A 21317-nucleotide genomic window follows, 5' to 3' on the forward strand; every position below is an offset into this window, starting at 1 on the left:
TACAGGAGGTTTTTTACTTTATGAAAAGAAAATATGTATGGCTTATAGGTGGTTTAATAATTGTATTGGGGATTTTATGGTCATTGTTCCGACCAGAGAAATTATTTATTGATAAGCACGTAAATGAATCATTGCCACAAGCAGAGATACAATCAACTGAAGTAAGGCAACAAAGTGATCGAGTAATAAGGGAAGGTCAGTTTCAAAACGGTGTCCATGAAACAACTGGAACGGCAAAAATTCACCAATTAGCGGATGGAAAACGTGTTTTACGACTTTCTAATTTTGCAACATCAAATGGGCCAGATGTACGAGTTGTATTAGTTCCTACAAATCGTTTGAAAAATAATGAAGACGTAAAAAACTATCAGTATATTGAATTAGGAAAATTAAAGGGAAATAAAGGAGACCAAAACTACGAAATTCCTGAAGGGATAGATGTAAGTGAATATGGTTCGGTTTCTGTTTGGTGTAAAAGATTTAATGAAAACTTTGGTGCGGTTTATTTTAATAATTAAATATGAATTTAAAATTCCCTCTTACAGGCGAAATTCATATGGGTTATGGTAAAAGCTGCAGCGGACTTAGTTGCTAAGAAGGGCACTCATAAGAGTGTCTTTTTCATATTTCTCAATTTTTGTATATTTTAGTGCAATTGGACGTTTACGAAGAGATTTTATTCGTGCATAAATAATTTTAAGAGTATGCCAGGAAATCTTTGATTTATCAAGAAAAATTAAATTTAAAATGTATTATATACAGAAGCTACTTGAGGGGTGTTAAGATGCCAAATTTCTCATTTTGGGGTAGTTGCTTTTCATAGCTAGATGACTATGTATCGGTACCCCATAAGAAAAAGGCAGGAACATATCAAATATGTTCCTGCCTTTTTCTTATGTTTAACATGTATAACCTAAATATAAATGTATTGAGGTCTTCTTTATTTATTATTTTTTAAACCGCAAATGAACAAACTTCAACATCTTTATTGCGTTTACAATTCGCATCATAATACGTGTACTACCATCCCAATCTTTATTTGTAGGTATACCTTTAAAGAAAGGGGAGCAGCTTAATACTTTTATGGAAGAAGACCATTTTTCTATTGATTTTGGATTGTTTACATAAAAATACATCATCGCGCCGTTATTGCCAGATTTTTTTACAGTTGCATTCGAAAGGTTCAGTGCGAATTTTGATTCAGCATCAAAATATAGCTCTCCTCCAGGAAAACGTTTTGACATAGCAACTATGATCTCTTTTAAATCTTCTTCTTTAAAGTAATAAAATACGCCTGCTGATATAAAAAGAATACCGTCGTTTGGATCATATCTTATATCGTCAAACCAAGAAGTATCAAAAAATGATTTAGCGATGCTAATATTCCTCGGTGTATCTTCAATTAAAGTCTTGCGAAAAGAGATTGCATCGGGTAAATCAAGGTTATACCAATGTATTGTACCGTTATCAATTCTTGAAAAAGTAGTATCTAGTCCTGAACCGATATTTACTATAGTGGCGTTCGGGTGTTTTGCTATAAATTGTTTTATCGCATCATCAATTTTTCGTGCACGAGTAATGTATGTGACACATCCGTATTCGCCAAATGTATTTGCTATTGTTGAGAAGTCAAAATCGCATTCTTTAATTATTCGAATAGCCTCTGTATCATCTAAAATATCCTTATTCTTCTCACTGCCATATGCTCTTCCCCATAGGGGAATAAGCATCGTACCTTGTACGGATTGTAAATCTAATTCTTTAACCATGAAACATCCTCCGTTTAATCATAAACAATATATTTAGTCGTTATGTAACATTTTTGAGAGCATTGTATTTGTTTTATATAGTCCGTAAGTTAAATCCCGCCTATCTTCTTCAGATAACTTTTCGAGGTTTACTGTGAAATTTTTATAAATTTGTTTCCATCTCTCATAATGTACCTTTTCAGCCTTTTCTGTCAGAGAAATTAATACAGCTCTTTTGTCTACCGTATCTTGTTTTTTTACAATATAGCCGTTTAGTTTTAAATTACGTACAGTTACACTTAATTGTTGCTTAGGAATGTTTAAATAATTAGCAATCATCTTTGAATTTACAGGTACTTTTTGCTGGGCGAGATACTCCACTACGTGTTGTTCTAAATGTGTAAATTCAGAGGATTTTTCTGATAGTAATTTGAAAGTACCTGACATATTTAATAATAAATTCATGTATTCGTTTAATAATTCTTTATGGGACATTATTTTCGCTTCCTTTTTGGATTTAGTCATTATTTTATTACTAATTTAGCTATAAATCAAATGTTTAAACTTATTATAGTAAATTAACATTTACTAATTTGTTATTTTGAGATTATGTGGACTAAAGCAGAGGAGGAGGAGAATTGATTTTAGAAAAGGCGAATATGGCTAAAATTAAAATATTACTAAATATACGTAACTAATGAATGTAATGTCTTTTTCAGTTATTATGTTGTAAATAATTTTATGATAAAATCTTTTACATAATGAAATAAAGGGGTAGTATTCTATGGGTTATTTCTCAAATGGTTTATTAGTTTTGTTTGTTCTTATCGTCTGTAGCTGTATGATTTTTGGTTGATAATATAATAATAGATTTTTATAAAAGAAGTTAACTGAGGTGAGGTTAACTTCTTTTTATTTTATGTTGAGTAGGAATTTTATTATTTTTATGGAAGTTTATTTAAATTAATTTCATATTAATAAGGGGAATTTTATAAAATACAAACAAACGAAGGAATAAGGAGTATTTACATGAATAATGGAATAAATTACACAATTAAACACCCAACAGATTTCAATGGATTATTAAGCTTATATGAATCTTTAGAATGGAATTCTCTTAATTTAACGCTGAATGAATTGGAACAAATGTGTAAACAAAGTTGGTATGTAATTTATGCTTTTGATGATAAAGAGTTAGTTGGGATGGGGCGTATTATATCAGATGGTGTAATAACAGGCGTTATTTGCGGTGTATGTGTATTGCCAAAATATCAGTCCATTGGCATTGGAAAAGAAATAGTGGAACGATTAATCCAGCACTGTGAACAAAACAAAGTTATTCCCCAACTTATGTGTGTGGAAAAATTGCAATCTTACTATGAATCTATAGGGTTTGAGGTATTCTCTGTTGGGATGACAAAACATCTTAAAAGATAGCGGCGCTTTATATTTTCAGTTTACTCGTACATATTTTCAAACTTCAGTATAAAGGAGAATTGCTGTATGGAGATTGCTAAAGGAGTAGAAATGTTACAACTTGAATTTCAAGGATTTATTATTCACCCAATTCTTTTATGGGATGATGAAATGGCAGTATTAATAGATACTGGCTTCCCTGGACAAATTGAAGATATACAAGTAGAGATGGAGAGAGTTGGCGTATCGTTTGATAAATTAAAAGCCGTGATTTTAACGCATCAGGATATAGATCATATAGGTAGTCTTCCAAAGTTGTTGCAGAATTACGGAAGTAATATTAAAGTTTATGCGCACGAGCTAGATAAGCCATATATTGAAGGAGATTTACCTTTATTGAAAGGTGGAAATGTGGAGAATCCACCAAAAGGAAAAGTGAGTGATACTGTGATTGATGGACAAGAACTTCCGTATTGCGGTGGCATACTAATTCTCCATACGCCAAGACACACGCCGGGTCATATTAGTTTATATTTGAAACAAAGTAAAACTCTTATCGCTGGGGATTCAATGTATAGTGTAAATGGAATGTTAGGAGGAATTCATGCTCCAACTACTTTGGATGTTCAGGAAGCACAACAGTCTTTGAAGAAGTATTTAAATCTAGATATTGAATCCGTAGTTTGTTACCATGGGGGATTAAGTAAAGGGAATATAAATGCACAAATTCAAAATTTGTAAATAAAAATTTTGAATTTGTGCTAAAGAATAATCTAATTGTAAGTATATAAATAAAACACGTAATTGATAAAAGAGCATGTTTGAGAAAAATTCAAATATGCTCTTTTATTAAAGGGAATTTATTTAATACGAATGACCTAACCCGTTCCAATAAAAAGAAACGATTTCTTGTGCTAACTCATCTATATTTGCAAGAATAGGATTGTGATTTTCATCCTTAAAATTCCCAATTGATAATAAAGATACGAAAGCATGGGCAGCAAATTTAGGATTGCCTTTACTTATTTCTCCAAGTTGCATCGCGTTATGAAGTGCTTTTTCCAACACTTCATACATGTTATCTTCGGCATTTTTTAATTCTTTCAACTGCTCTTCAGATAAAGAGTGTTTTGCATCTTTCATAAAGTTCTTCATGTCAATATCCATCGTTGCGTGTAAGTATACTGTAGCGAAGTCTAACAACCTTTCTTCCAAAGTTTTATTCGTGGAAAGTATTTGATCCATATTCTCTCTTATACGTATCATCATTTGAATCATAGTAGCGGTAAATAAATCAGCTTTTGTAGAATAGTAATAGTAGACGGTTGCTTTCGTAACACCGCATTCTTTCGCGACCTCATCCATGGAAACGACTTGATAATTTTGAGTAAGAAATAATCGAGTTGCAACTTCTAAAATTATTTCTTTTGTAGATTTTGTATTTTTATTTTGACGAGGTCTTCCGAGAGGACGTTGTTTTTGTTCCAAATACATTCGCTCCTGACATTTATTATTGAGATAATTATAACATAATTTTTAATCTTTCTTGATTAATTAACTGACCAGTATATATAATTAATATTGGAGGAAAAAAGGAAGGTGGGTTTTTATGAAAAAGCACCCGTTACATATGTTAGGGAGGATTGTAGCAGGGAAGAATACGCAATGGATAACTTTATCAGTTTGGATTCTTATTACATTAGTACTTTCATTTACGTTGCCACAAGTAAATAGTACGAAAGAACCAAATCCGAAAAATTTACCTGAAACAGCTATGTCACAGCAAGCGGAAGAACTTATGAAAAAAGAGTTTCCTAATAATGCAGGAAATCCGTTGTTAGTAGTATGGCATAGAGATGGTGGATTACAGTCAAAAGACTATAAACTCATACAGGACGTTTATAGAGAGTTAAAAGCTAGCCCTTTAAAAGAACAATCAACGTTACCACCATTTGATACAATTCCAGAGCAAGTATTATCAAAAAGTGCATCAAAAGATGGTACATCATTTGTCACACCGATATTCTTTAATAAATCAGCTGGTACGGATATATTAAAAGGAAATCTTGAAGATGTAAGAATACTAGTGAATAGTAAGGTGGATGTTGATCCATTTAAACAAAAAATAACGGACTCTGGTTTACATGTTCGATTATCTGGCCCTGTAGGTATTCAAACAGATGCTGTTAGTTTATTTAGTCAAGCTGATGTGAAATTATTAGTCGCTACTGTACTATTAGTATTGGTCTTATTAATTTTACTTTACCGTTCACCAATTTTAGCAATTTTACCTTTACTTGTTGTTGGCTTTGCATACGGTATTATTAGTCCTACACTTGGTTTTTTAGCTGATCATGGGTGGATTAAAGTAGATGCCCAAGCGATATCAATCATGACCGTATTATTGTTTGGCGCGGGTACAGACTATTGTCTATTTTTAATTTCAAGATATAGAGAGTACTTGTTAGAAGAAGAAAGTAAATATAAAGCGCTGCAACTTGCGATTAAAGCATCTGGCGGGGCAATTATAATGAGTGCATTAACTGTCGTACTTGGATTAGGAACATTATTACTTGCTCATTACGGCGCCTTTCATCGATTTGCAGTACCATTCAGTGTTGCTGTATTCATAATGGGGGTTGCTGCTTTAACAATTCTTCCTGCATTTTTATTAATTTTCGGCAGAGCTGCATTCTTTCCGTTTATACCAAGAACAATTGCGATGAATGAGGAATTTGCAAGAAAGAAACAGAAAGTAATAAAAGTTAAAAAATCAAAAGGCACTTTTAGTAATAAAATTGGAGATATTGTAGTACGAAGACCGTGGACAATAATTATGCTAACTGTGTTTGTATTAGGTGGATTAGCTTCATTCGTACCACGTATTCAATACACATATGACCTTTTAGAATCGTTTCCGAAGGATATGCCTTCACGTGAAGGGTTTACGTTAATTAGTGATCATTTTTCAGCTGGGGAACTAGCGCCAGTAAAAGTTGTTGTTAATACGAAAGGAAAAGAGCTTCCAATTAAGCAAGAGATTGAGAAATTTTCTTTTGTAAATACAGTGAAAGAGCCAAAAGAGGGAAAAGAAAATAAACAAATACAAATGTATGAAATTTCTTTAGCGGAAAATCCGTACTCTATTGAAGCGCTAGATCAAATCCCTAAATTGAAAAATAGTGTAGAAAAAGTATTAAAAGATGCGGGGATTAATGATGTTGAAGATCAATTGTGGATTGGTGGAGAAACAGCGTCACTATATGACACAAAACAAATTACGGAACGTGATGAAGCAGTTATTATTCCAGTAATGATTAGTATTATAGCTTTACTATTACTTGTCTACTTACGATCAATTGTAGCGATGATTTATTTAATAGTAACAGTTGTTTTATCATTCTTCTCTGCATTAGGAGCAGGATGGATATTACTTCACTTTGGTATGGGAGCGCCGGCAATACAAGGGGCGATACCGCTATACGCATTCGTATTTTTAGTTGCTTTAGGTGAAGATTATAATATCTTTATGGTTTCAGAAATATGGAAGAACAGAAAGACTCAAAATCACTTGGATGCAGTAAAAAATGGTGTTATACAAACAGGAAGTGTCATTACATCCGCAGGTTTAATTTTAGCAGGAACTTTTGCGGTGTTAGGTACGTTACCAATTCAAGTTTTAGTTCAATTTGGTATTGTGACCGCAATTGGAGTTTTACTTGATACGTTTATCGTAAGACCGTTACTTGTACCGGCAATTACAGTTGTGTTAGGCCGATTTGCTTTTTGGCCAGGTAAACTTTCAAGAAAGAGTGAAGAAATACAAAAGGTGGATGCATAGTTAAAAAAGCCAAGGATATTTTCCTTGGCTTTTTTCAATGTAGTTCATTAATTTTTTGAAGTCAAATCATCAGCTGCAGCGTGATCAGCATCTTCAATTGTTGTTTCGGGCATTCCGTATAAGCCGTTCATTGCTTGTTCTTCGCTAGTTAGATTTGCAGTATTATTATTGTGAATAGATGTAGTGTTTTCGATAACATTTAATTTTTTATTTTCATTTTTATCATGCATGTTTGAATCCTCCAAACGTCATTTAATTTATCCCGCATTAACGGGCAGTAAGACCTCCACCTCAAAATTCGGCAAAAACAAAGAAGGTTAGGTGGGGGATCAACTGCCCCCCACTGATTAAAGTTTCACATTATTAATAGTATGTGAATGGATTGCAAGAAATATGTGAATGGATTTTTGTAAATGTTATATAATTAAATAAAAACGTGAGTATAAATGTAAACTATAAGGAGTGAACAAGTGTGGTGAAAACAAGGAAATTAGCCTTCTAAAATAAAAATGAAATTTTAGGAGGCTAATGAAATGAAGTTTCATTTAATTGACAGAGAAAATTGGAATAGAGAGCAGTATTTTGAACATTATTTAAAATTAAAGTGTTCGTTTAGTATGACAGCGAATGTTGATATTACGATGATGCTAGAGAAAATACATCAAAAGGAAATAAAATTTTATCCGACTTTTATTTATATAATTTCTAGAATGATAAATAAACATAAAGAATTTCGGACATGTTTTAATGATGAAGGAGTTTTAGGGTATTGGGAGGAAATGATACCTAGTTATACAATCTTTCATAAAGGTGATAAATCTTTTTCAAGTATATGGACGGATTATTCTAGTGATTTCCACATTTTCTATAAAAACTATGAAGAGGATATGAAATGTTTTGCTAATGTTCATGGTCTCTTCCCGAAAGAAAATATTCCGCCAAATGTTTATCCGATTTCTGGGATACCTTGGACTAGTTTTACAGGATTTAAATTAAATATTAATAATGATGGTGATTTTCTATTACCAATTATAACTTGCGGAAAATATTTCAATGATGGAAGCAAGGTAATGCTACCTTTTTCATTGCAAGTACATCATGCGGTTTGTGATGGATATCATGCGAGTCGTTTTATAGAGGATTTACAGGAACTAGTTAATACATGTAACGAGTGGCTTTAAGTAATATCAAATTTTTAATTATATAAAATTGAAAATGAATAGGCGTAAAATAAAAAGAAGAGAACATGTGTATATTACATGTTCTCTTCCTTTTATTCATTCATACTAAGTAAAAGTGGAAAATATAGGTTGATTTGTAGTTTAATAGTAGAGAGAGTGATTGATTTTAATTTTCTTTATTTTATAACTATATAGATTACAAAAGCTATGAGATTGTAACGATGAAGGGGAACATAAAAATGACAATAATATCTATAGAAAAAGCTACAATTTTAGATGCTGAAAAGTTAACAGAAATAATGAAAAGAACATTTGACGAAGAAGCGAAGCGGTGGTTATGCGGCCAAGATGATGTAATTGATTATAACATTCAACCGCCAGGATATTCTTCAGTTGAAATGATGAAATATTCAATTGAAGAATTGGATTCTTACAAAGTGATAATGGATGAAAAAATAATCGGGGGAATTATAGTTACGATCTCTGGTAAATCGTACGGAAGAATCGATCGTATTTTTGTAGAGCCTTTTCTTCAAGGAAAAGGAATTGGATCAAGGATTATTAAGTTAATAGAAGAAAAATTTCCGAACATAAGGATTTGGGATCTTGAAACATCTAGTAGACAAATTAATAATCATCATTTTTATAAAAAAATGGGCTATGAAATCATTTTTAAATCTGAAGATGAGTATTGCTATGTAAAAAGAAAAAATGTAGGTGCAGGTGAAGAGAACCTAATTAAAAATAAAGATATGAAAAATGGTCAATACGAAAACTGTAATTTGGTTCATACAGAATATTATCAAGTAAATTTAAAAAATAGTGCATTTGTTGGTAGTAATATAATGCATTTGAATATGAGTAATTGTAATGTAAGTCAATCAAAGTTTAGGAATATAAACTTTAGAAGCTCTTCATATGCAGATTTAAATCTTTCTAGTAGTACATTTAATTTGGTGACATTAGGTGGAGTGCAATTCAAAAATACAAGTCTTGGAGATGAGAAGGAACCTCTTTCATTTGAAAACTGTGATTTGGAAGGTAGTACAATACATAATAGTAACCTGAAAAATATTGAAATAGTAAATTGTGATGTAACTGGCATGAAAATAAACGGTATTCCAATTGAGAATTTGCTTGAGTTATATAATAAGATGAAAATGTAAAGCATATCGGTTGTTAGGATAAGAAGTTTGGAAACTAAGTGTTATACCGAAATAATTATGTAGAAATAACATAAAGAAATACAAGTGAGGAAGGATTTAATATAGGTTTCTAGAATGATAATATATTGTTATTTATATGAAGGGGGAGGAATATGGGAATCAACATACGAGCAGTAGAAATACAAGATGCTAGAGCAATTCATCGTATATGTATACAGGATGAGGTTTTACCTTATATGGTTTTCTTACCTAGCATGCGTGTAGACGCTATGGAAAATAGAATTCGAAACTTAGCACCAAATCAATTTGAATTTGTTGCAGAGTATGACGGGGAAGTAGTAGGTTTTATTGGCTTAACACAAAGTCCAGGACGAAGATCTCATTCAGGCGATTTATTTATTGGGGTAGACAGTGAATATCATAATAAAGGTATTGGCAAAGCACTTCTTACAAAAATGCTTGATTTAGCTGATAATTGGTTAATGTTAGAGAGAGTAGAACTTGGTGTATTAGAAACGAATCAGAAAGCAAAAGATCTATATGAAAAATTTGGGTTTGTAGTAGAGGGGGTAAAGGTAGGGAATTTAAAGGCTCACGGAAAGTTTATAAATGAAATTATGATGAGTCGTTTTAGACCTGATGGTTTAATTGTACATAATTAATATATAAAAGCATGACAAATCAATGTCATGCTTTTTTAATTGTCATTTGCGATTCGCTAGTTTCGGTTGTAATAAAAATAATGTTAATCCAATGAAAATAATTGAAATTCCTAGTGCTTGTTGTAAAGTAATGGTTTCACTCAAAATAAAATATGCTAGAACACAAGTACCAATTGATTCACCTAAAATACTCATTGAAATAACAGTAGCGCTCATCCATTTTAATAACCAATTGAATATCGTTTGTCCTAAAATCGTTGCAATGAAAGCTAGTCCAATAAAGGACAACCAAGTTTGTGTAGCGTAATGAATGAAAGATTGTTGCTGCATATAAGCAAATATACCGAGAAAGCATGCGCTACTTCCATAACTAATTACCGAATATGGTATAAGAGATAAATCTTTACGAATGTGTTGACTAATGAAAAAGTAAGCTGTAATAATGCCGGCCGCCATAAATGCTAAAATATCTCCGTATAAAGCGTCGCCACTAATTTGGAAATCTTGCCAACCGATGACGATACTTCCTGAAATGGCAATGAAGCAACCGATAACCGCTCCTTTCGTAAATCTCTCTTTAAATAAAAAGTAACCACCAATCATTGAAAATAAAGGTTGTAACGTTACGATAACTGTAGAACTTGCTACGGAAGTATATTGTAAGGATTCAAACCATAGTACATAATGTGCAGCTAAAAATAGCCCGGATAGAAATCCGAATCCCCATTGTTTTTTCGATAATGTTTTTAGTTCGTTTCGATTCCTTTTATTAAATAGTAATAACGGTAACAGAATTACTGTAGCAAATAATAATCGATAAAAAGCAATAATTGCCGCAGGAGCATCTGCCAATTTCACAAAAATTGCTGAAGTTGATAAGGCGAATACACCGAAAAATAAGATGAAATATGAAAAAATAGGTGATTTCAAAGTCTGTCCCTCCGATAGAATGTTTATTATAATATACTTAATGCGATATAATGCACAAAGGTAAGTATATAAGTCTTGGAGACGATAGAAAAGCACTATTTGCCCTTGTTTAGTAAGTCAGCACAAAGGGAATGAATCATACATTATGATGGACGAAAGGGAGTAGTTATTTTGATTCACTATCGACTTGGACAAACTGTTTTAAGTTATCGTAAGAAAAATAATATGACAATTCGTGAGTTTGCTGAGTATGCAGGGATTAGTACGTCACTGATTAGCCAAATTGAAAGAGGACATGCTAATCCTTCTTTAAATGTATTGGAATTAATTGCGAAAGCATTAAATGTGCCGCTATTTACACTTTTTATTAATGATATTGATACAGACTCACTCATTTCTAAGAAAAAAGATCGGAAAAAAGTATATCGGGAAAATAATGATCACATTGTATATGATGTATTAACACCTGATTTTATGAAAGCGCGTATTGAAATGTTAATGATGGATTTAAATAAAAAAGCAAACACAACGGAAAGTCACTATTCACATGAAGATAAGGAAGAGATTGCGGTTGTCATGAAAGGGGAAGTGTATGTGGAATTAGAAGGAAAAGAATATTTTTTAGAAGAAGGTGATGTTGTACGTATCCCACCAAACGTGAAGCATCGATTTTTGAATAAAAGTGATGAATCGAATCACATTTTATTTGTATTAACGCCATCTTTAGGATGAATATAAAGTGAGTTTTATTATGGGGGATAGAAAATGGAAAATAAAAGTGTGTTAAAAGGCGGCCTTTCAATTATTTCTCAATGCAAAAAACAAACAAAGGATATTTGGCATGCACATTACGGGGCAGCTGCAATTGCTAGTTATTTTTTCATGAAGGATAATAATATTGAAGAAGAGATAGCTCGTAATATGCATTCTCATACAAAAATGATGCTGAACAAGAAAAACTTAGATGAAATCATCGATAGTAAAGAAGAAATTGATTTTCAAAGTGCTGAAAAAAAGATAATAAAATCATTGGAATATACAATTGATGAACTTCATTGGGTGGGGCATAACGTCATTTATGCGGCATTAAGTTTATTAGCTATGAAAGAGCTACAAAAATGGGGAAATAATCAAGCGATAGAAGGGATAACAGATCTTATATTATCATTTCAAAAAACAATTCCCGGTAGATCGTGGATTGGTTTTACGACGAAAGAAGTTAAACAATTAAGTATATATGACGAGATACAAAGTGAATTAAGAAATCCAAAGCAATTATCTAAGTTTATTTTAAATGAACTATCGGAGTTTAAGGTTATTTATAGAGCAGAATCACATCATGATTTAATTGGCCATATGCTTACTTTTTCCCACGCAATTAATATAATGTATGATTTAGGACATAAAGATGTATTTCAACGAGGGATACGTCCGCTTTTAAAACTAGTATACGTACTGCGTGCTAGTAAAAAACTTATGCTGAATACGGAAATAAATCTACATTCTCCTATAGATCATTTGCCTTTAATTGAATCTAAACGTGCTCACGTATTACCAACTGAAAATCAATTTTGGCTAAAGGACTATAGTGAATTTGATTGGGATTTTGGACATGTTTTCAAATTCTCATATAGTTATTTTGATCATATAAAGAGAGCTCCGGAATATAAAGGTATAACCTTAGAACAATTCCGGTATGTTATTCATTCGTAATGAATTTTAATAATCTGTAAAAAGGGAGGATATAAGTTTCTTTTTTTGTTAGTAGTATATTGTTTTTTCAAATATGTAAGATTTTACATGCGTATTTTACTTTTACTAATTATGTAAGTAGGCTATACTAAATAACATACATTTTATGTTTGGAGAGAAGTAAATCGACATGGAACTAGTAAAATTGGAAAAGGTAATTGAAATAAAAAAAGAAGAACTTTTATATTTAGTATCGGATTATGGAATTCAACATGAAAAAGTACTGGCATTAAGTCAAGAAATAGACAAACTGATCAATTACTTTATGTTTTTAAAATAGAGAGAACTATGACGTGATTTGTAAATGTTATAGTTCTTTTTTATATATTCATTTACAATGATGGTTATGTACGGATTAAATGTATATAAATGTATTTGTATATAGTGTCAAATTTTTTACAGAATGCGCAAGCCGCTAGTCGAATGTAAGGAGTATTGGGTATAATAAATAAAGGAATGATTAATTGTATCGGTTAGGAGCGCAGCACATATGAAAACAGTTGTTGTTATCGGTGGAGGTATAACGGGACTTTCTACTATGTTTTATTTAGAAAAATTAAAAAAGGATTATAATATCGATTTACATTTAATCCTTGTCGAGAAAGAAGAGTCTTTAGGTGGTAAAATCCATAGTGTTGAAGAACAGGATTTTATTATGGAATCAGGAGCAGATTCTATCGTTGCTCGCAATGAACATGTTATGCCACTTGTAAAAGATTTAAACTTAGAAGAAGAAATGGTATATAACGAAACGGGTATTTCATACATATATTCTGATAATATTTTACACCCCATTCCTTCTGACAGTATATTTGGTATTCCGATGAGTGTCGAGTCGTTGTTTAGCAGTACGCTAGTCTCAACGAAAGGGAAAATTGTTGCTTTAAAAGATTTCATAACGAAAAATAAAGAGTTTACGAAAGATACATCACTTGCTCTATTTTTAGAAAGCTTTTTAGGAAAAGAGTTAGTGGAAAGACAAATTGCGCCGGTACTTTCAGGCGTGTATTCTGGTAAATTGAATGAGCTTACAATGGCATCAACATTACCGTATTTACTTGATTATAAAAATAAATATGGAAGTATTATGAAAGGTTTTGAAGAGAATAAAAAGCAATTTCAATCAGCAGGAAATAAAAAGTTTGTATCATTTAAAAGTGGACTATCTACGATAATTAATCGCTTAGAAGACAAGTTAACTGAAACTGTCATAAAAAAAGGTGCTGTAACGACGGCTGTAAGTAAACGAGGAGATCAATATGAGATTTCTATTGCAAATCAGGAATCAATCCAAGCTGATTATGTTGTTTTAGCAGCTCCGCATGATATAGCACAAACTTTATTACAATCTAATGAGTTAAACGAGCATTTTAATAAATTTAAAAATTCATCACTTATTAGTATTTATTTAGGTTTTGACATTCCAGATGAACAACTACCGGCGGACGGTACAGGGTTTATCGTAACAGAAAACAGTGATTTACATTGTGATGCTTGTACATGGACAAGCCGGAAGTGGAAACATACATCGGGTACACAAAAGCTTTTAGTAAGAATGTTTTATAAGAGTACCAATCCGATATATGAAACGATCAAAAATTATAGTGAAGAAGAATTAGTACGAGTCGCGTTATATGATATTGAAAAGAGTCTTGGAATTAAAGGTGAACCAGAAGTAGTTGAAGTTACAATTTGGAAAGATTTAATGCCGAAATATCATTTAGAACATAATCAAGCGGTTCAAGCATTAAATGAAAAATTGACTGCTCTATATCCTAATGTATATTTAGCTGGCGCTTCATATTACGGTGTTGGAATTGGTGCATGTATTGGAAACGGGAAGAATACGGCCAAAGAAATAATGACTACATTAAGTGAAGAGTTAAAATAATAATATAGAATACATATGTAAAAACTGTCCATTCAGTCTACTGGAGGGACAGTTTTTTTTATTTATTTCACTTGAATGGAAACTTTTTTAGTTCTTCCATTATTCTCTTTTATTGTTAATGTAATATTTCCAGACTCTTTAAATGAGTATGGTGAGAGTTGATAAATTTCTTTTATGTTGTGTTTTTCTTTTAGTTTATTTGTGGATATTGATACTATACTTGCCCTCCAAAATTCTTGTTTGCCTGAAGGATAATCTATGAATATTTCTGGATTTTTAAACTGTAATGTTTCCCAAGAGGCGAAATACAGTTCAACTTCTACATCTTTTTTCGGTAAGTTCGCTGAGAAATAACCGAACTCGCCCACATTACCGAAAACGGTGTAGTTTTGGTTATGTAATTTAATATCTAAATAACTAGGTTGATATGTTGCTGCGTGATAGATTCCATATGAAAGAGAGAGTGTGGCAGCGATTAATATACCAATTGAAAATGTCTTAAAGCTATTTCCTTTAAAGTTAGTCATCATGAATGAGTTTGGTGTGAATTTTTTTGCGAATAAAAAAATAAGCAAAATGAGTAAGAGGGCTAAGCTGATGAATATATACATAGAATTTTTACACCTCCATAATAGAATGGAATATTTTCTATATTTTAACATGAATGTATGAATTAGTCTGTTGTTTTAGAATGGAAATTATTCTTATAATGAGCGAACGGATGTATCTGGAGGGATATTGGTATTATGTAAAGCGAAATAAGCAAAATATAAATTACATTATATGACCAAGGCGGTAATCAACAAGTAAGAAGGTATACTCTTACTTGTTATAGAATAAAAAGGAAAAGAGTCATTAGAAATATTTGATTAGTGGGACATTGAGGACTTGCCTAATTATGAATATTTTTTCTGCTATAATAAATTAGTAGAGAGAAAGGAGTGATCCTGTGGTATTTCCTATATTAGAAACAGAGCGCTTGCGTTTAGTTGAAATAGAACAATCTTATTGTCAAAAAATATATGAAATCTTTTCATTGGATGAAGTTACATGTTATTACGGTATGAATTCTTTTACGGAATTTGGCCAAGCTTCACGTATGATTGAATCTTTTTCGAAAAATTACTTTGAGAAAAAGGCAATACGATGGGGGATTGTGTTAAAAGAAACAAACACTTTAATTGGGACAATTGGGTTGAATAATTTACAATTATGGAGTAAACGATCTGAAATAGGGTATGATTTGCATCCGCGTTATTGGGGGCAGGGATATGCTTCGGAAGCAGCCGGGGAAATCATTCATTATGGATTTCAAGATTTAGGTTTATATAGAATTGGAGCTATTACATATCCTGAAAACGTTACTTCTTGTAAAATGCTATCTAAAATAGGTTTTCAAAAGGAAGGTTTGTTACGCGGCTATATTCATCAAGGAAATAAACAACACGATGCATTGTTATATTCTATAGTGCGAACAGATGTAGAGGAATTAAATATTTAATAAAAAACCCCTCTTATTAAAAGAGGGGTTAAGTAAAATTAACCTAACTTAGGTAATAAACGTTCTCCGCTTTTCATGCTACTTTTACATAAAGGGCATTTAGGTTCTTCTTCAAATGAAAAGTTCTTTCTCATCCATCCTAAACAATCCTCTGATTCACATTCCCAAACAGGTGTTTGTTCTGGTGGTACTTCTGCTACATCGTTCTTTCGATTGCGATACATGTAACCACTCCTTTTATGTAAAAAATTTTAGTTATATATTAAAAAGGTTGTTAACCGAGCTGGTAACAACCTTTTTATTGTTTGAATTATAGCTTTACAACGTTTTTAGCTTGAGGTCCACGGTTACCGTCTTCAACTTCGAAGCTAACTTCTTGACCTTCGTCAAGAGACTTGAAGCCGTCGCCAGTGATAGCTGAGAAGTGAACGAATACGTCGTTACCGTCTGCAACTTCGATGAAACCGAAACCTTTTTCGCTGTTAAACCATTTTACTTTACCTGTTAATGTCATGGTAATGCCTCCTAAAATTTAAAAAGATTACAATATGATCGGCCTTATTTGAATGAAAATAAAAGTTCACATATTATCAAAAACCCATAAGGAGTACGAAATGGTCCTGATTGATACTTGATAATATGCAAAGAAAATATATTGTTAAATTGACCTTAATTACTATCTTACAACAAATGGTGTGAAATAGCAAGTGCTGGTAATACGAGTGAGTAATTTGGGCGATAATGGTAAAACGCACAAAGACATCTCTTTTATTTATATATTATTCCTAATCTGAATGTATTCCAAACAGAAATCATTTATATAAAAAAGTATGTTTAAAGGAAACGGTATATTTTTTAAGAGTAAAGATGATTACAATAATTAGGAGGATGAATATTGCAAAATAAACAATTTAAAATAATCGAAGCAGCAAAAGAAGGAAGAAGGAAAGTACACCCTGTCTTTGCTGTTATACTTGCAATTGTATTTTTAACTTTAGGTGAATTGTTTATGTTATTTATGCTGTTTTTACCGAAAACAGAAACAACTTTTATGAAGGTAATTTATAGCAATATTGAGATGATATTAACGTTTGGCGGGGCTATATTTTTTGTGTTTTTATGGATTAAATTTGTAGAGAAAAGGTCGTTTTCATCTATTGGTTTTTGGAATGAGCAATGGATGAGAAAGTATTTGAGAGGGGCACTAATAGGGTTTATTTTCATTTCGATACCAGTAATTTTACTCATATTAACAGGAAATGTAAAACTACAAATGCAAGAAATTACGATGACAGTTATATTTGGTATTGTAGGATCTTTAGTCGCATTTTTAATACAAGGGGCCACTGAAGAAATTGTTGTAAGAGGTTGGTTATTCCCAGTTCTTTCTGTTAGAAGCCGTATATGGATTGGAATTGTTGTGACGTCCTTTTTATTTGGTTTTCTTCATTTGCTTAATCCAGGAATTACAATTCTTTCAATATCGAATATAATATTAGTTGGCGTATTTGCAGCTTTTTACGTTTTAAAGGACAGTAGTCTTTGGGGGATTTGTGCATGGCATTCCATTTGGAATTGGGCACAATATAACGTTTATGGCTTTGCCGTTAGTGGAATGACGATATATTCAACACCACTATTTAAACCTGTAAAAAATGGCAATGAAGTCCTTCATGGAGGCTCATTTGGGATTGAAGGTAGTATTATTACAACAATAATGCTTTCTATCGCTTCAATTGTTTTATGGAGACAGTTATGGGGGAGAAGAGCGAAACAACGAGATTTTAGTTAATGAAAGTGGGAGAAACTATGGGAATTATAGCGTTTGAGGGGAGCGAGTGCTGTTGGGAAAAGTACAACATGCCGTGAACTAGAAAACAATTGATGAAGAACTTAGAAAACGAAAAGAATTTGATGAGACGAGAAGCAGAAGAAACTTTGAAAAACATTTACATATATCAAAATCGTTGCAGTGTTATTATGAAAATTTAAATACCGTCACAGACGGGTACTGTAAATTGATTGAAGCAAAAAGTATAAAGTCGAATGAATTAGAAATTGTGAAAAGTTTAAACAGCTTAAACGTATGTGAAGATAGACGTTTTGATGTTTCGAGGTTAGATGCTATTACGGAGTGGTTAAAAGAAAATCGTGCATAAAGTAAAAACAACGAGTGTTGTAGAAGGCGCTCGTTGTTTTTTGTTTCCATATAAATATAAAGGGAAATTTTGTAGAATATTTTCGGGTTTTGACGGAATAATCTTTCAATTTCACAAAAAAAGAAATACAATATAAGGAAATATATATAAATAATATGGTAGGGGATGGGATGAACTATTTTGAATGAAGGAACTGTTTTATATAAGAAATAATGAGGTAGTAAGAACAGAGATATTTGGGAGGAAATAAGCGAGATGAAAACACTATTTAAAATAATCGGTATTATAGCTGGTATGGCAGTAATCGGAGTAGGTTTAACATATGGTATGCTTTATTATTTGAATAATAGTAAACCAGTTGCGAAAAAGTCAACGCCAGCAGCTCCGGCAGTAGAAGTGCTAGCTGATAGTAATGTAAAAGCCGAAGATGCGAAGCTTTTAGAAAATGGCAATCATTCATTACCTAATAGTGGTTTTAATAAAAATTTTAAATGGACAGATGAGAACATACAAACAGCGTTACATGAAATGGCACACCAAAAAACGAAAGCTGAACAAAAATGGGGCTATATTTTTATCACACAAGAACGTATTGAAAGTTTACTTGAAATTATAAATAGTAATGATGTTGCACAAAAAAATACATATGTGGATATTTTAGAACGATGGAAACAAGGGAAATATGAAAAGGTTGATGTGGATCATAATAAAATTTGGAAATTGCAAAGTGGGAATTTAGGAGAAGGAAAAGGAATAATGTCGCAAGCTGAACAAAAAGAATTAATTAATCAAGTGTTTATGCAAAAAGGTACATATTCAGGTAGTAAATTAATTGCAGGTGGGGGACAGGCTAATAAATAATATACGTATCAATGAAAAAGAGTAAGTGCTTTTTAGGCAGTTACTCTTTTTTTGTGCACATTTTTAATAATTTAGCCTCGCTCTAGTAAGGAAAGAAACGACTGTAGTACCGGGGAAATCCATCTAGATTTATGATAGATTACATGACTTTGAATAACGGCTGGAGTTTCGATAGGTTGAAAACGTATTTGTTCCTTTTGACAATTCTCTTGTACAACGATGTAAGGAAGAATTGAAATTCCTAACTCACACATAACAGCTTGTTTAATGACTTCAACATTAGAAGTTTCAAATGTTTTTTCTAGAATATTTCCGCTTTGACGCAAAAAACGATCGACCATTGGCCGATAACCGCAGCTTTGTTCTGTAAAAATAAACTGAGTATCCTGTAATAAACGAAATGGATTTTCCTGTACGGGGGAATGAATAGGTAAAATCCATCCGAATGTTTCATTACCAAAAGTACGTATAATAAAATCGTTATGTGCTATACTTTCACCAATTAAGAAGATAACATCTGTTTCTCCTTCATGTAGCTTTTGCAGTGCATGTTCATTTGTAGTAGTCTCAAGAACGATATTTACTTTCGGATTTTGCTGTTTGTAAGTACGTAATAATTGTGGTAAACGGTACACTGCTAACGATTCGTTAGATGTAATACTTAACGTCCCTTCCAAATAATCATTATTTTGAGGGATTTCTTGTGCTTTTTCATAAACAGCAAGTAATTCTAATGCATAAGGATGAAATTGATGACCTGCTTTTGTAAGAAGTACTTTTTTCCCTAATCGATCGAAAAGAGGGATATGTAAGTCGTTTTCTAATGCTTTTATATGCCCTGTAACAGTAGATTGCGCATAACCTAATGCAAGAGCAGCTTTAGAAAAACCGCCATGCTTAACAATGGCACAAAATGTTTTAACATGTCTCATTTCCATAAGTGACCCCTCTTTTAATATCATGATTTGTGAATGATTATATCATGTATTTCAATTTTTCAAATGATTAAATTTCTTTTAATATTATGTTGTGGGGAAATTCATGTAAGCAGTATTGGAGGAGAAAAAATGAGTAAAAAGAGCTATCATGTAGCTGTTGTTGGAGCTACAGGTGCAGTAGGTCAGAAAATTATTGAACTGTTAGAACAAGAAACAAAGTTTAATATAGCTGAAGTTATATTCCTTTCGTCAAAACGATCTGCTGGTAAGAAAGTAAAATTTAAAGGGCGAGAGATTACAATACAAGAGGCAAAAACAACTAGTTTTGAAAGTGTAGATATTGCCTTTTTCAGTGCTGGAGGAGAAGTGTCTAGACAATTTGTAAATCACGCAGTTTCTAGTGGCGCAATCGTAATTGATAACACAAGTGAGTATCGAATGGTGCACGATGTACCGCTCGTTGTTCCAGAGGTTAATTCACACACTTTAAAGGAGCATAACGGTATTATTGCAGTTCCGAATTGTTCAGCATTACAGATGGTAACAGCTCTTCAGCCAATCCGAAAATCATTCGGTTTAGAACGAATTATCGTTTCCACTTATCAAGCTGTATCAGGTTCTGGAATTCATGCGATTCATGAATTAAAAGAACAAGCTAAGTCGATGCTTACAGGTGAAGAAGTGGAAAGTGCTATATTACCAGTGAAAAAAGATAAAAAGCATTATCCAATTGCGTTTAATGTACTGCCTCAAGTAGATATATTCACTGATAATGATTTCACTTTTGAAGAAGTAAAGATGATTCAAGAGACGAAGAAAATTTTAGAAGACCCAAACCTGAAAATGGCAGCTACTTGTGTACGTGTTCCAGTTGTATCAGGTCATTCAGAATCAGTTTATATAGAACTTGAAAAAGAAACAACTGTTACAGAAATTAAAGAAGTACTGCTCGATGCACCAGGTGTTATTTTACAAGATAACCCTAGTGAACAGCTGTATCCAATGCCATTATATGCAGAAGGGAAAATAGATACGTTTGTCGGAAGAATTAGGAAAGACCCTGATACGCCAAAAGGATTCCATCTTTGGATCGTTTCCGATAATTTGTTAAAAGGTGCGGCTTGGAATTCAGTTCAAATCGCAGAGACGTTGGTGGAAAAGGGAATCATTTAGTATAGAGATACACATGTATTATAAGAACTAGGAAACTATTGATTGTAAAAGTATCCTAGTTCTTATTTTAGTGAGAATTTAAAATAAATTAGTTTTTA

24 protein-coding genes and 1 pseudogene are annotated in these 21317 nt (G+C 32.2%); 16 read left to right on the forward strand and 9 right to left on the reverse strand.

Features of this window, described 5'->3' with window-relative positions; all coding sequences use genetic code 11:
* Positions 1 to 20 precede the first annotated feature (20 nt).
* Positions 21 to 518, forward strand: a complete 498-nt coding sequence (locus JDS92_RS12765) for a DM13 domain-containing protein (RefSeq protein WP_000824733.1) — start codon at positions 21 to 23, stop codon at positions 516 to 518.
* A 429-nt stretch (positions 519 to 947) separates the two neighbouring features.
* Here the strand turns inward: JDS92_RS12765 and JDS92_RS12770 are convergent, their stop codons facing one another.
* Together JDS92_RS12770 and JDS92_RS12775 are read right to left on the reverse strand one after the other, a co-directional pair.
* The gene (locus JDS92_RS12770; protein WP_199632001.1) at positions 948 to 1769 is read right to left on the reverse strand and encodes a class I SAM-dependent methyltransferase; all 822 of its coding nucleotides are present in this window, start codon (positions 1767 to 1769) and stop codon (positions 948 to 950) included.
* Between the two features lie 33 nt (positions 1770 to 1802).
* Entirely contained in the window at positions 1803 to 2243 is a 441-nt protein-coding gene (locus JDS92_RS12775) for a MarR family winged helix-turn-helix transcriptional regulator (RefSeq protein WP_016108371.1), read from the reverse strand.
* Between the two features lie 534 nt (positions 2244 to 2777).
* On the opposite strand from JDS92_RS12775, the gene JDS92_RS12780 reads away from it, so the two are divergent.
* Both JDS92_RS12780 and JDS92_RS12785 read left to right on the forward strand, forming a co-directional pair.
* Positions 2778 to 3185 (forward strand): GNAT family N-acetyltransferase, encoded by a 408-nt coding sequence (locus JDS92_RS12780; RefSeq protein WP_199632002.1) that lies wholly within the window; start codon positions 2778 to 2780, stop codon positions 3183 to 3185.
* A gap of 66 nt (positions 3186 to 3251) precedes the next feature.
* Complete coding sequence (locus tag JDS92_RS12785; protein WP_199632003.1) at positions 3252 to 3905, forward strand: MBL fold metallo-hydrolase; 654 nt, start codon at positions 3252 to 3254, stop codon at positions 3903 to 3905.
* Between the two features lie 123 nt (positions 3906 to 4028).
* Here the strand turns inward: JDS92_RS12785 and JDS92_RS12790 are convergent, their stop codons facing one another.
* Positions 4029 to 4652 (reverse strand): TetR/AcrR family transcriptional regulator, encoded by a 624-nt coding sequence (locus JDS92_RS12790; RefSeq protein ID WP_000436003.1) that lies wholly within the window; start codon positions 4650 to 4652, stop codon positions 4029 to 4031.
* Positions 4653 to 4773: 121 nt separating this feature from the next.
* Between JDS92_RS12790 and JDS92_RS12795 the strand changes: the two genes are divergently transcribed.
* Positions 4774 to 7005: an MMPL family transporter gene (locus JDS92_RS12795; RefSeq protein ID WP_199632004.1), complete on the forward strand. Its 2232-nt coding sequence runs from the start codon at positions 4774 to 4776 to the stop codon at positions 7003 to 7005.
* Positions 7006 to 7052: 47 nt separating this feature from the next.
* On the opposite strand, the gene JDS92_RS12800 is transcribed toward JDS92_RS12795, so the two are convergent.
* Positions 7053 to 7235: a DUF4021 domain-containing protein gene (locus tag JDS92_RS12800; protein WP_016108374.1), complete on the reverse strand. Its 183-nt coding sequence runs from the start codon at positions 7233 to 7235 to the stop codon at positions 7053 to 7055.
* A gap of 303 nt (positions 7236 to 7538) precedes the next feature.
* Here JDS92_RS12800 and catA point away from each other — a divergent pair, with 303 nt between their 5' ends.
* From catA to JDS92_RS12815, 3 genes are all read left to right on the forward strand, one after another.
* Positions 7539 to 8186 carry a type A chloramphenicol O-acetyltransferase gene (gene catA, locus JDS92_RS12805; protein ID WP_199632005.1) on the forward strand — a complete coding sequence of 216 codons (648 nt, stop codon included), beginning with the start codon at positions 7539 to 7541 and terminating at the stop codon, positions 8184 to 8186.
* Between the two features lie 221 nt (positions 8187 to 8407).
* Positions 8408 to 9352, forward strand: coding sequence for a GNAT family N-acetyltransferase (locus JDS92_RS12810; RefSeq protein ID WP_199632006.1), 945 nt, complete (start codon positions 8408 to 8410; stop codon positions 9350 to 9352).
* A 152-nt stretch (positions 9353 to 9504) separates the two neighbouring features.
* Complete coding sequence (locus JDS92_RS12815; protein ID WP_199632007.1) at positions 9505 to 10014, forward strand: GNAT family N-acetyltransferase; 510 nt, start codon at positions 9505 to 9507, stop codon at positions 10012 to 10014.
* Positions 10015 to 10056: 42 nt separating this feature from the next.
* On the opposite strand, the gene JDS92_RS12820 is transcribed toward JDS92_RS12815, so the two are convergent.
* Positions 10057 to 10944, reverse strand: coding sequence for a DMT family transporter (locus JDS92_RS12820; RefSeq protein ID WP_199632008.1), 888 nt, complete (start codon positions 10942 to 10944; stop codon positions 10057 to 10059).
* Between the two features lie 171 nt (positions 10945 to 11115).
* Here JDS92_RS12820 and JDS92_RS12825 point away from each other — a divergent pair, with 171 nt between their 5' ends.
* From JDS92_RS12825 to JDS92_RS12840, 4 genes are all read left to right on the forward strand, one after another.
* Entirely contained in the window at positions 11116 to 11676 is a 561-nt protein-coding gene (locus tag JDS92_RS12825) for a helix-turn-helix domain-containing protein (RefSeq protein WP_000582249.1), read from the forward strand.
* 33 nt (positions 11677 to 11709) lie between these two features.
* Positions 11710 to 12657: a hypothetical protein gene (locus tag JDS92_RS12830; protein ID WP_085450792.1), complete on the forward strand. Its 948-nt coding sequence runs from the start codon at positions 11710 to 11712 to the stop codon at positions 12655 to 12657.
* A 169-nt stretch (positions 12658 to 12826) separates the two neighbouring features.
* Positions 12827 to 12976, forward strand: coding sequence for an aspartyl-phosphate phosphatase Spo0E family protein (locus tag JDS92_RS12835; protein WP_000424361.1), 150 nt, complete (start codon positions 12827 to 12829; stop codon positions 12974 to 12976).
* 210 nt (positions 12977 to 13186) lie between these two features.
* On the forward strand, positions 13187 to 14587 hold the full coding sequence (locus tag JDS92_RS12840) for a protoporphyrinogen oxidase (RefSeq protein WP_199632009.1): 1401 nt from the start codon (positions 13187 to 13189) through the stop codon (positions 14585 to 14587).
* A 62-nt stretch (positions 14588 to 14649) separates the two neighbouring features.
* Here the strand turns inward: JDS92_RS12840 and JDS92_RS12845 are convergent, their stop codons facing one another.
* The gene (locus JDS92_RS12845) at positions 14650 to 15198 is read right to left on the reverse strand and encodes a hypothetical protein (RefSeq protein ID WP_000275258.1); all 549 of its coding nucleotides are present in this window, start codon (positions 15196 to 15198) and stop codon (positions 14650 to 14652) included.
* Positions 15199 to 15536: 338 nt separating this feature from the next.
* Between JDS92_RS12845 and JDS92_RS12850 the strand changes: the two genes are divergently transcribed.
* Positions 15537 to 16088 carry a GNAT family N-acetyltransferase gene (locus tag JDS92_RS12850; RefSeq protein WP_000231763.1) on the forward strand — a complete coding sequence of 184 codons (552 nt, stop codon included), beginning with the start codon at positions 15537 to 15539 and terminating at the stop codon, positions 16086 to 16088.
* Positions 16089 to 16126: 38 nt separating this feature from the next.
* On the opposite strand, the gene JDS92_RS12855 is transcribed toward JDS92_RS12850, so the two are convergent.
* Both JDS92_RS12855 and cspD read right to left on the reverse strand, forming a co-directional pair.
* Positions 16127 to 16312, reverse strand: coding sequence for a cold-shock protein (locus JDS92_RS12855; RefSeq protein ID WP_000286203.1), 186 nt, complete (start codon positions 16310 to 16312; stop codon positions 16127 to 16129).
* 86 nt (positions 16313 to 16398) lie between these two features.
* A complete protein-coding gene (gene cspD, locus JDS92_RS12860) occupies positions 16399 to 16602 on the reverse strand; it encodes a cold-shock protein CspD (RefSeq protein WP_000176365.1) in 204 nt (67 codons plus the stop codon).
* Between the two features lie 381 nt (positions 16603 to 16983).
* On the opposite strand from cspD, the gene JDS92_RS12865 reads away from it, so the two are divergent.
* The 3 genes and pseudogenes from JDS92_RS12865 (at position 16984) to JDS92_RS12875 (ending at position 19108) form a co-directional block, all read left to right on the forward strand.
* Positions 16984 to 17880 (forward strand): CPBP family intramembrane glutamic endopeptidase, encoded by an 897-nt coding sequence (locus JDS92_RS12865; RefSeq protein ID WP_098712034.1) that lies wholly within the window; start codon positions 16984 to 16986, stop codon positions 17878 to 17880.
* 85 nt (positions 17881 to 17965) lie between these two features.
* Positions 17966 to 18247, forward strand: a pseudogene (locus JDS92_RS12870) (chloramphenicol acetyltransferase); the annotation flags it as partial.
* A gap of 255 nt (positions 18248 to 18502) precedes the next feature.
* Positions 18503 to 19108 carry a PRK06770 family protein gene (locus JDS92_RS12875; RefSeq protein WP_000853589.1) on the forward strand — a complete coding sequence of 202 codons (606 nt, stop codon included), beginning with the start codon at positions 18503 to 18505 and terminating at the stop codon, positions 19106 to 19108.
* A 71-nt stretch (positions 19109 to 19179) separates the two neighbouring features.
* Here JDS92_RS12875 and JDS92_RS12880 read toward each other — a convergent pair whose 3' ends face one another.
* On the reverse strand, positions 19180 to 20070 hold the full coding sequence (locus tag JDS92_RS12880; protein ID WP_199632010.1) for a LysR family transcriptional regulator: 891 nt from the start codon (positions 20068 to 20070) through the stop codon (positions 19180 to 19182).
* Positions 20071 to 20175: 105 nt separating this feature from the next.
* On the opposite strand from JDS92_RS12880, the gene JDS92_RS12885 reads away from it, so the two are divergent.
* Complete coding sequence (locus JDS92_RS12885; RefSeq protein WP_098712050.1) at positions 20176 to 21219, forward strand: aspartate-semialdehyde dehydrogenase; 1044 nt, start codon at positions 20176 to 20178, stop codon at positions 21217 to 21219.
* The last annotated feature ends 98 nt before the right edge of the window (positions 21220 to 21317 follow it).

The organism is Bacillus cereus group sp. N12 (genome assembly GCF_016483575.1).
GTDB lineage: Bacteria > Bacillota > Bacilli > Bacillales > Bacillaceae_G > Bacillus_A > Bacillus_A toyonensis.